The sequence below is a fragment of the Burkholderia sp. Ac-20349 genome, from assembly GCF_017104865.1.
GTDB classification, from domain to species: Bacteria; Pseudomonadota; Gammaproteobacteria; order Burkholderiales; family Burkholderiaceae; genus Burkholderia; species Burkholderia aenigmatica.
Genome location: NZ_JAAGPM010000204.1, coordinates 1 through 10,521 on the forward strand (window position 1 = coordinate 1; position 10,521 = coordinate 10,521).

6 protein-coding genes are annotated in these 10,521 nt (G+C 68.6%); 4 read left to right on the forward strand and 2 right to left on the reverse strand.

Annotated features, from left to right (window positions below):
- Positions 1-451 precede the first annotated feature (451 nt).
- Complete coding sequence (locus tag G3N61_RS35945; protein WP_277405132.1) at positions 452-3,961, forward strand: DNA translocase FtsK; 3,510 nt, start codon at positions 452-454, stop codon at positions 3,959-3,961.
- Between the two features lie 97 nt (positions 3,962-4,058).
- Here G3N61_RS35945 and G3N61_RS35950 read toward each other — a convergent pair whose 3' ends face one another.
- Complete coding sequence (locus tag G3N61_RS35950; RefSeq protein ID WP_089450992.1) at positions 4,059-5,303, reverse strand: lactonase family protein; 1,245 nt, start codon at positions 5,301-5,303, stop codon at positions 4,059-4,061.
- A gap of 166 nt (positions 5,304-5,469) precedes the next feature.
- Here G3N61_RS35950 and G3N61_RS35955 point away from each other — a divergent pair, with 166 nt between their 5' ends.
- Together G3N61_RS35955 and phaZ are read left to right on the forward strand one after the other, a co-directional pair.
- Positions 5,470-7,299 (forward strand): glycoside hydrolase family 15 protein, encoded by a 1,830-nt coding sequence (locus tag G3N61_RS35955; protein ID WP_043189016.1) that lies wholly within the window; start codon positions 5,470-5,472, stop codon positions 7,297-7,299.
- Between the two features lie 212 nt (positions 7,300-7,511).
- On the forward strand, positions 7,512-8,993 hold the full coding sequence (gene phaZ, locus G3N61_RS35960; RefSeq protein ID WP_043189018.1) for a polyhydroxyalkanoate depolymerase: 1,482 nt from the start codon (positions 7,512-7,514) through the stop codon (positions 8,991-8,993).
- An 88-nt stretch (positions 8,994-9,081) separates the two neighbouring features.
- Here the strand turns inward: phaZ and G3N61_RS35965 are convergent, their stop codons facing one another.
- Positions 9,082-9,714: a TetR family transcriptional regulator gene (locus G3N61_RS35965; RefSeq protein ID WP_043189021.1), complete on the reverse strand. Its 633-nt coding sequence runs from the start codon at positions 9,712-9,714 to the stop codon at positions 9,082-9,084.
- 155 nt (positions 9,715-9,869) lie between these two features.
- Between G3N61_RS35965 and rsxB the strand changes: the two genes are divergently transcribed.
- Positions 9,870-10,521, forward strand: a 652-nt coding sequence (gene rsxB / locus G3N61_RS35970; RefSeq protein WP_205824746.1) for an electron transport complex subunit RsxB, incomplete at its 3' end; no start/stop codon positions are given.

Sequence of the window (10,521 nt, forward strand, 5' to 3'; positions counted from 1 at the left end):
ACAGAGCAACGCGTCGATGTTCGGTTCGGTGAAGGTGCATGTCGGCACGCGCCTGCCCGCGCACGCAACCGTGCACGGCCACGTATTGATGGGCGACCTGACGCGCGACGCGCTGCGCCAGCTCTATGCCTGGACGGAAAAACCCGCCGCGCCGATCACGCCGGCGCCGAGCGTGCACGACACGCTGCGCTCGATCGAGGCCAGCACCGCACAGTGGGCGACGCTGGGCAGTGCGCCGTCGGGCGACGCAGGGCACGCGGCTGCGGCAGCCGCAACCGTGGCGGGTGTGGCTGCGGCAGCAGCCGGCATGGCAGCGCCGGCAGCGGCGGCCGTGCCGACCGGGATCGCGTCCGCGACCCACGGCCTCGCGGCGCATGACGCCCCTGTTCCGCTCGCACACGATGCGGTGCCGGCGTACGACGACAACGCACCGATCGTGCTCGACGCGTTCATGCCGGCAGCGCCCGCTGTCCATGCACCGGTTAGCGATGCAGGCGCCGTGACGTTCGACGCTGCTGCACCGCACGCGCTGCCGGATACCGGCATCGACGATGCCGCGTTCCCGGATCGCGCCGACGATGCGATCCGATTCGCCGACGATGCGCCCGCCGCGCCGGCATCGGGAATCACGCCCGCGCCGTCGTTCGACGCACCCATCGACCTCGCGCCGTGGGAAGATCTCGCCAGCCAGCCGGCTTCCGCGTTCGACGCATCGGGCTGGAATCCGGTCGCCGAATCATCGACGGACACGACGGGAGCGGAAGCGGCTCATGCTCCCGCCGCACAACCCACGACCGAGGCAGTTCACGACATCGCCGCAAGCGACCCGTCGGCATCGTTCGATACCGACGACGAGGACACGGCGCAACCGGCCCCCGCAATCGATCGCACGGCAGCGGCCCGCGTGCCGCAGGGCATCGCCGACGTGAAGCCCGCCGGGAACATCGCACCGTTCGCGGCCCTCCCCTCTTCGCCGATCGCCGAAACGCCGTCGCGCGCAAGCGCCGAAGCCAGGCCGTTTGCGGCAGCGCCGACACCGGCCGCACCGGAAGCCGCCAAGCCGGACACGGTGGAATCTGCGGCGCGGCCGTCGGGAGTCGCTCAGGGCGCCGCGCCGACAGCGGCATGGACGTGGACGCCGTCGACGGCACAACCTGCCACGACGAATCCGCCCGTTGCCGCTGAATTGCCGAAATCTCGGGTCGCCGCTCAACCGTTTGCCGCCGCGCAAACGGCTTCGGCAACGGCTGCGTCGCCGCTCGTTGGCACCACCCACGGTTCGATCGCGCAAGCACCAGCGTCGCCCGTTGCGCCGGTCACCGCTACCGCTTCACCGAATGGCGTGACTGGCACTACGTCGGCTGCGCTTTCGCAGCCCGCCGCTTCGGCACCGACCGCTGCATCCGTCACGCCGGCATCCCCGATCGGCGTGGCCAGCACTTCGTCGGCGTCGCTTTCGCAGCCCGCCGCTTCGGCATCGACCGCTGCATCCGTCACACCGGCATCCCCGATCGGCCTGACCAGCGCTGCGTCGGCCGCGCTTTCGTGGCCGGCCGCTTCGGCATCGACCGTTGCATCCGTCACGCCGGCATCCCCGATCGGCGTGACCGGCGCTACGTCGGCGTCGCTTTCGCAGCCCGCCGCGTCGGCATCGACCGTTGCATCTGTTGCGCCGATCAGCAATACGGGCACGGTTTACGGTTCGCTCTCCCGCGCATCGACACCCGCACCGAACGTTGCGCCCACCGTGACGCCGTCGACGGTCAGCCCGTCGGCTTCGACATCCGGTTCGAACGCGCCGGCGCCCGCACCGGTTGCCTCGTCGGCAATCGGCACCGCGACGCCCGTCAATGTCGCGTCCGGCTCGATCACTGCACCGCCTTCCGCCCCCGCCCCGACACCTCCGGTCAGCCCGGCAACCTCGTCGACGGGTACGACATTCGGCACATTTAGCCCCTCCGGCGCAGTCGCACCGCAGCCCGCCGCAAGCCTGCCCGTGCCGCCGGCCGCTTCCGACATGACCGCACCGTCCGCAGTCGCAGTCGCACCGATCGCCACGGCCGCGGCCACTCCGGCGCAACCGATCTCGGGCTCGCCCGTCACGCCGGGCGGCTCGCTGATGTCGTTCAGCGCAACCGCCGCGACACCAGCTCCGTCGATCGCTTCCGCACCCGTAGCAATCGGAGCCACGACGTTCGCCCCCCAACCCGCCCCGGCCTCGTCGCCGGCCAGCTGGTCCGTGTCGAATGTCGCCGCAACACCGGCAGCTGCATCGACCGTGGCACCGCTGCAACCCGCAGCGACACTCCCCGGCGCGAATCTGTCCGCACCGGCAATCCCCGTTGCCCCGCCGGCCGAAGCCGCCACCGCCGCGGCGACCGAACCGGCCGCGCCGATCGAAGCCGCATCGCCGCCGCCCCCCGACACCCCCGTTCGCCAGCCGCGCCCGAACGCGTTCGAATTCCACGCACCCGCGTCGTTCAACGTCGAACTGCCGACGCTCGACCTGCTCGAACCCGCATCCGGCGACATCGAAACGATCACGGAAGAGCACCTCGCGCAGACGGCGCAGGTGATCGAACAGCGCCTGCAGGAATTCAAGGTGCCGGTGACGGTGGTCGGCGCGTCGGCCGGCCCGGTGATCACGCGCTTCGAGATCGAACCCGCGCTCGGCGTGCGCGGCAGCCAGATCGTCGGGCTGATGAAGGACCTGTCGCGCGGCCTCGGCCTCACGTCGATCCGCGTCGTCGAGACGATTCCCGGCAAGACCTGCATGGGCCTCGAACTGCCGAACGCGAAGCGCCAGATGATCCGCCTGTCGGAAATCCTCGAATCGCGCCAGTACCAGCACTCGGCCTCGCAGCTGACGATCGCGATGGGCAAGGACATCACCGGCCACCCGGTCGTCACCGATCTCGCGAAGGCGCCGCACATGCTGGTCGCGGGCACGACGGGCTCGGGCAAGTCGGTCGCGATCAACGCGATGATCCTGTCGCTGCTGTACAAGGCGACACCCGAGGACGTGCGGCTGATCATGATCGACCCGAAGATGCTGGAGCTGTCGGTCTACGAAGGCATCCCGCACCTGCTCGCGCCGGTCGTCACCGACATGAAGCTCGCGGCGAATGCGCTGAACTGGTGCGTCGGCGAGATGGAGAAGCGCTACCGGCTGATGTCGGCTGTCGGCGTGCGCAACCTCGCGGGCTTCAACCAGAAGATCCGCGACGCCGAAGCGAAGGAAAAGAAGATCGGCAACCCGTTCTCGCTGACGCCCGAGGATCCCGAGCCGCTGTCGACGCTGCCGCTGATCGTCGTCGTGATCGACGAGCTGGCCGACCTGATGATGGTCGCCGGCAAGAAGATCGAAGAGCTGATCGCGCGCCTCGCGCAGAAGGCCCGCGCGGCCGGCATCCACCTGATCCTCGCGACGCAGCGTCCGTCGGTCGACGTGATTACCGGCCTGATCAAGGCGAACATCCCGACGCGCGTCGCGTTCCAGGTGTCGTCGAAGATCGACTCGCGCACGATTCTCGACCAGATGGGCGCCGAATCGCTGCTCGGGATGGGCGACATGCTGTTCCTGCCGCCGGGCACCGGTTATCCGCAGCGCGTGCACGGCGCGTTCGTCGCCGACGAGGAAGTGCACCGGATCGTCGAGTACCTGAAGCAGTTCGGCGAGCCGCAGTACGAGGAAGGGATCCTCGACGGCCCGGCCGCCGACGGCGCAACGCAGGACCTGTTCGGCGAAGCGCCGGACGCGGAAGCCGATCCGCTGTACGACGAAGCCGTCGCGTTCGTCGTGCGCACGCGGCGCGCGTCGATCTCGTCGGTGCAGCGGCAGTTGCGCATCGGCTACAACCGCGCCGCCCGCCTCGTCGAGCAGATGGAAGCGGCCGGGCTCGTGTCGCCGATGGGCATCAACGGCAGCCGCGAGGTGCTCGTGCCGGCCGCGGCCGACTGAGCGCGGCGGCCGGCCACCGGCAACCGACCGGGGCGCACCGGGAAACCGGCGGCCCCTGAAAAACGAAGGGCGCTGCATCGGCAGCGCCCTTTTTCATTTACTGCACCGGCACCAGCTTGAAGTCGACCGGCTTGCCGACCGCCACCTTCTGCGGATTCGGGCCGAGCTGCCCCGTTTCGACATTGCGGCTGAACACGTAGAACGTATCGCTGTCCTGGTTGCCGACGATCAGCCACTTGCCGGTCGGATCGATCAGGAACTCGCGCGGCGTCTTGCCGAGGCTCGACTGGCGGCCGACCTGCTTCAACCGGCCGTCGGCCTGGTTCACCGCGTAGATCACGAGGTCGTTCGCGTCGCCGCGGTTGCTCACGTACAGGAAGCGGCCGTCCGGCGACAGATGGATCGCGCCGCCGCCGACCTTGCCCTTGAAGCCCGGCGCGGTCATCGACACGGTCTCGACCGGCGTCAGCTTGCCGTCGTGGTAGCCGAACACCTCGACCGACGCGTTGAGCTCGCTCGTCACGTACGCGTACCGGCCGTCGGCGCTGAACACCATGTGACGCGGGCCCGAGCCCGCCTTCACCGGCGTGTAGCGGGTGTCGGTCGGGCTGATCAGCCCGCGGCTGCCGTCCACCGTGTAGCGGTAGCCGTAGATCTTGTCCGCGCCGAGATCCTGTACGAACAGGTAACGGCCATCCGGCGAAAACACCGTCGAATGCACGTGCGCGCCGTCCTGGCGGCCCTTCACGGGCCCGGTGCCTTCATGGTGCACGGTCAGCACGGCCTGGCCGACCGCGCCGTCGTCGCGCAGCGGAAACACCGCGAAGCTGCCGCCCGGATCCTTCGCCACCGAGTAGTTGGCGGTCACGAGGTACTTGCCGTCCGGCGAGAGCGCGAGATAGCAAGGATCGTTCCCTTCCGACGACACGCGGTCGATGAAGCTCAGCGCGCCGGTCTTCGCGTCGAAGCGGAATGCGCTGACGCCGCCGCGCTGCGTCGCCGGCCCGTCGTCGCCGGGCAGTTCGTTGACCGCGTAGACGGTGCGACCGTCGCGGCTCGGCAACAGGTAGGACGGATTCACGGTCTTCGCCGACGACACCGGCGCGACGCTGCCGGATTTCGTATCGAAGCGGTACACATAGATCCCGTCGCTGCCGCCGCCCGTGTAGGTGCCGACGAGCAGGTTGTAGACGCCGTCGGCCGGGGCGGGTGATTGCTGCGCAAATGCGTGGGTCGCGGACAAGGAGAGCACGATCGCGAAACCTTTCATCCAGTGAGCGAGCCTAAGCGGGAACCCTCGTGTCGAAGCGCGTGCGTCACGCTCGCGTAAACGGTTGGGCATTGAATCCTCCTTGCATCGAGTCGCTTCAAGTGTTGAGATAGGACGAAACGCCGGCCGTTCATGCGCTCCGCCGCCCGGCCGAGTATACGGGGCGCGGTGCCAGGGCGTGAAGCCCTGGCCACCGCCGTCCGCATTGTGAACTCGAATACCCAAGGATCGCCTGCCCATGCCCGCCCTGATCGAAGACTACGCCCTCGTCGGCGACGGCCACACGGCCGCGCTGATCGCCAAAGACGGCTCCGTCGACTGGCTGTGCTGGCCCCGCTTCGATTCGGGCGCCTGCTTCGCGGCACTTCTCGGCACGCCCGAGCACGGCCGCTGGCTGCTCGCGCCGGCCGCCGACGCCGCGATCACGCACACGACGCGCCGCTATCGCGGCGACACGCTGATTCTCGAAACCGACTACGAAAGCGCCGACGGTGCCGTCACCGTGATCGACTTCATGCCGCCCGGCAACGGCTGGTCCGAACTGGTGCGGATCGTGGTCGGCCGCCACGGCACGATGAAGATGCGCATGGAGCTCGTGTTGCGCTTCGACTACGGCTTCTCGATCCCGTGGGTCACGCAGTTGACCCGCGAGGACGGCATGAAGGCGATCGCGGGCCCCGACACCGTCGTGCTGCGCACCCCGGTGCCGCTCACCGGCGAAAACCTCCATACGCTCGCGGAATTCACGGTGAGCGCCGACGAGCGCGTGCCGTTCTCGCTCAGCTATGCGGCGTCGCACCTGCGGCTGCCGCCCGCGCGCGACCCGCTGTCGATGCTCGCGCGCACCGAGAACTACTGGCTCGAATGGTCGGGCCGCTGCCAGGTGCAGGGCCGCTATGCGGCCGCCGTGCGCCGCTCGCTGATCACGCTGAAGGCGCTCGCGTACGAGCCGACCGGCGGCATCGTCGCCGCGCCGACCACGTCGCTGCCCGAGAAGATCGGCGGCAACCGCAACTGGGACTACCGCTACTGCTGGCTGCGCGACGCGACGATCACGCTGCTCGCGCTGATGCGCGGCGGCTACTACGACGAGGCGCGCGCGTGGCGCACGTGGCTCGGCCGCGTGATGGCCGGCTCGCCCGAGCAGATCCAGATCATGTACGGGATCGCCGGCGAACGCCGGCTGCCGGAAATGGAACTCGACTGGCTGCCCGGCTATCAGGACTCGAAGCCGGTGCGGGTCGGCAACGGCGCCGCGAACCAGCTCCAGCTCGACGTGTTCGGCGAGGTGATGGCGGCGCTGCACCTCGCGCGGGTGGGCGGCCTGCAGGCCGACGACACGGTCTGGTCGGTGCAGTGCGCGCTGCTCGACCATCTCGAGAAGATCTGGCAGGAACCCGACGAAGGCATCTGGGAAACGCGCGGCGGCCGCCTCCATTTCACGTTCTCGAAGGTGATGGCGTGGGTCGCGTTCGACCGCGCGATCAAGTCGGCGGAAATGTTCCGGCTGCCCGGCTCGCTCGACCGCTGGCGCGCGCTGCGCGAGCAGATCCACGCCGACGTATGCAACAACGCGTGGCACGAAGGCAAGCAGGCGTTCGCGCAGAGCTACGGCAGCGACGAGCTCGACGCGAGCGTGCTGCTGATGCCGCTGCTCGGCTTCCTGCCGCCGGAAGATTCGCGCATCGTCGGCACGGTCGAAGCGATCGAGCGCGAATTGCTGCACGACGGGCTCGTGATGCGCTACCGCACGACCGACTACGACGACGGCCTGCCGCCCGGCGAAGGCACGTTTCTCGCTTGCAGCTTCTGGCTGGTCGACAACTATGCGCTGCTCGGCCGGATCGATGACGCGCACCGCCTGTTCAGCCGGCTGCTCGCGCTGTCGAACGACCTCGGGCTGCTCGCGGAGGAGTACGACCCGGTGGCCGGGCGGCTCGTCGGCAACTTCCCGCAGGCGTTCTCCCACGTGGCGCTCGTGCATACCGCGATGAACCTGATGCACCACGAAGATGCAATGGCACGCGCAGCCGGCCAGCCCGCGCCGGCCGTCGCCACGGGGCGCTGAACGGGGGCGCGGGCGGCTTGGTCAGAGAACGTCAAATCGCAAAACTTTGATGAAAAATCGGGGAAATGTTGCATTGCACCACCCATCGTTGTCCGATATGATCGACGCGATTGTCCGGCCGCAGTGCAACATGGCCGGCCGCTGACCCACACGGCACGCCGCGACGCCCCACGCCGCCCTTGCGCACCGTCCCCCACGCGGGAGTAGTCTGCATGCTTTACCAACTGCACGAATTCCAGCGCGCCATGCTGAGCCCGCTGACGGCCTGGGCCCAGGCCGCGTCCAAGTCGTTCGCCAATCCGTCCAGCCCGTTCTCGCTGATGCCCGGCGCGACGCGGATGGCCGCCGCGTACGAACTGATGTACCGGCTCGGCAAGGATTACGAGAAGCCCGAATTCAACATTCATCAGATCGTCAAGGACGGCCACAACATCCCGATCGTCGAGCAGACGATCGTCGAGAAGCCGTTCTGCCGGCTGCTGCGCTTCAAGCGCTATTCGGACGACGCCGATGCCGTCACGCAGCTGAAGGACGAGCCGGTCGTGCTGGTCTGCGCGCCGCTGTCGGGCCACCACTCGACGCTGCTGCGCGACACCGTGCGCACGCTGCTGCAGGATCACAAGGTCTACATCACCGACTGGATCGACGCGCGGATGGTGCCGGTCGAGACCGGCCCGTTCCACCTGCACGACTACATCGCGTACATCCAGGAATTCATCCGTCACATCGGCGCGCGCAACCTGCACGTGATCTCGGTGTGCCAGCCGACGGTGCCGGTGCTCGCGGCGATCTCGCTGATGGCGAGCCGCGGCGAGGACACGCCGCTCACGATGACGATGATGGGCGGCCCGATCGACGCGCGCCGCAGCCCGACGTCGGTGAACTCGCTCGCGACGCAGCACTCGACCGCGTGGTTCGAGAACAACGTGATCCACACGGTGCCGGCGAACTATCCGGGTGAAGGCCGCCAGGTGTATCCGGGCTTCCTGCAGCACACGGGCTTCGTCGCGATGAACCCGGAGCGGCACGCGCAATCGCACTGGGATTTCTACCAGAGCCTGCTGCGCGGCGACGAGGACGACGCCGAAGCGCACCGCCGCTTCTACGACGAATACAACGCGGTGCTCGACATGGCCGCCGAGTATTACCTCGAGACGATCCGCGTCGTGTTCCAGGAATTCCGGCTGGCCGAAGGCACGTGGGATGTCGAAGGCGAGCGCGTACGTCCGCAGGACATCAAGCGCACCGCGCTGATGACGATCGAGGGCGAACTCGACGACATCTCCGGCAGCGGCCAGACGCACGTCGCGCACGAACTGTGCACGGGCATCCCGCAGGATGATCGCCGCAGCCTGACCGCCGAGAAGTGCGGCCACTACGGGATTTTCTCGGGCCGCCGCTGGCGCACGATCATCTATCCGCAACTGCGCGACTTCATCCGCGAGCATGCGCCGGAGCCGAAGCACGGCGCGACGAAGGATGTCCCGGAGGCACCGGCAGCCACGACGCTCTCGGCCGTGCCGGCCGGCGACGCGCCGGCCGAAACGACGCGCGCCACCGCGGCGAAGCGCACGCGCGCGAAGGCGCCGGCCAAGGCCGCCGCACCGGTTCCCGCCAAGGCCGCACCGGCCGCGAAACGCGCTGCCGCCGGCAGCCCGCGCGCCAAGACCGTGCGCACGCGCAAGGCCGCCTGACGCACCGCGTTCCGACGAAAAAACGCCGCCGTTGCCTGCGCACGGCGGCGTTTTTACATCCGGCGGCCGCTACGGCTCGGCCAGCGCATCAGCGCCGCAGCAGATACGCGAGCAGCACCTCGGTATTCATCCGGACCATCTCGGCGCGCTCGTCGGTGTCGGTGAAGTCGCGGCCGAGCGTCGCGGCGAGCGTGAAGCGGTTCGACACGATGTAGTAGCCGAGCCCCGACAGCGTCACGTAGAAGCGCAGCGGATCGACGTCGGTCCGGAACAGCCCGGCCTTCTGGCCACGCGTCAGCACGTTGCCGAGCTTCGCGACGATCGGCGACATCATCTCGCGGATCCGCGTCGACTTGTGCAGGTAGCGCGCTTCGTGCAGGTTCTCGTTGTTGATGAGCCTGAGCAGCTCCGGATGGTCGCGGTAGTAGTCCCAAACGAAATGCGCGAGCCGCGTGACGGCTTCGACCGGCGCGACGCCATCGAGATCGAGCTCGCGCTCGGCCTCGGTCAGCGCCGAGAACGCGTGTTCGAGCACGGCCGTGAACAGCTGCTCCTTGCTGCCGAAGTAGTAATAGAGCATGCGCTCGTTGGTTTCGGCCCGGCGCGCGATCTGGTCGACGCGTGCGCCGAACAGCCCTCCACTCGCGAACTCTTCGGCTGCCGCCATCAGGATGCGGCGGCGCGTACCTTCAGGATCTCTTTTGATTTTTGGCTGATTCATGTGGCGTTTTGCTATGTGAGCCGCGTGATCCGGACCGGCACCCCCACCGCCTCGGCGCCGGCCGCCCTGGAACGGGCGCGCCGTGGGCGGCCGCCCTCCTGCTGAGCCCCTGCAAAAAAGCGGTTCGATTATGCGCACAGACGGCGTCCAGCGCAATGCGGGAAATCGGCGATAATCGAGCTTTGGCAAACCTTTCCGGCCGCGCCCGACGTGGCCGAGAGCCATTCGGCGCCGCTGCGCCCGTTGTCACCGTGACCGACTCCAAAACACTCGCAGATCGCATCGAAGATCTGCTTCCCCAGACGCAATGCACGAAGTGCGGCTATAACGGCTGCCGCCCGTACGCCGAGGCAATCGCCGCCGGCGACGCGAACTACAACCAGTGCCCGCCCGGCGGCGCCGAGGGCATCGCGCGCCTGTCGAACCTGCTCGGCAAACCCGTGATTCCGCTGAACCCCGTCAACGGCAGCGAGCATCCGCGCGCGGTCGCCTTCATCGACGAAAGCCTGTGCATCGGCTGCACGCTGTGCATGCAGGCGTGCCCGGTCGACGCGATCGTCGGCGCGCCGAAGCAGATGCACACGATCATCGAGTCGCTGTGCACCGGCTGCGACCTGTGCGTGCCCCCCTGCCCGGTCGACTGCATCGCGATGCTGCCGGTGACCGGCGATCGCACCGGCTGGGACGCGTGGTCGCAGGAACAGGCCGACGCCGCCCGCGCGCACCATGACCTGCGGCTTGCGCGCCAGCGCCGCGAACGCGAGGCCGCCGAAGCGCGCGCGGCCGCACGCCGTGCGGCCAGTGCCG